The sequence below is a fragment of the Corynebacterium glyciniphilum AJ 3170 genome (assembly GCF_007673095.1).
GTDB lineage: Bacteria > Actinomycetota > Actinomycetes > Mycobacteriales > Mycobacteriaceae > Corynebacterium.
This window is the reverse complement of sequence record NZ_VDYZ01000177.1, coordinates 1-292: the sequence shown is the minus strand read 5'-3', so window position 1 is coordinate 292 and position 292 is coordinate 1. Positions and strand designations below refer to the sequence as shown.

The 292-nt window shown below is 67.5% G+C and carries 1 pseudogene; it reads left to right on the top strand.

The features are described from left to right. Positions 1 to 23 precede the first annotated feature (23 nt). A pseudogene (locus FS507_RS18180) lies at positions 24 to 292 on the top strand (hypothetical protein); the annotation flags it as partial.

The window sequence follows — 292 nt, the reverse complement described above, 5'->3', positions numbered from 1 at the left end:
GGAGGCCCGAGATGAGCCGGTGAATGCGTTCGGCGGGGAGAGGGAAGAGGTGTTTGAGGGAGGTGCGGTACACGGTCCCCCGAAACTTGGGGAAACCGGTGATCGAGGTGAGAGGGGGGAGGGGGGAGAGGGGGAGGGGGGGGGAGGCGTTGGTGGAGAGGTTGTGGGAGGAGGAGGGTGAGAGGGGGGGTGAAGGTGAGGATGAGTGTGGGGAGGGTAGGGGGGTGGGGGGTGTGCGGGGGGGGGGGGATGAGGAAGAAGGAGGGGAGGGAGAGGAGTTGCGAGCGGATGA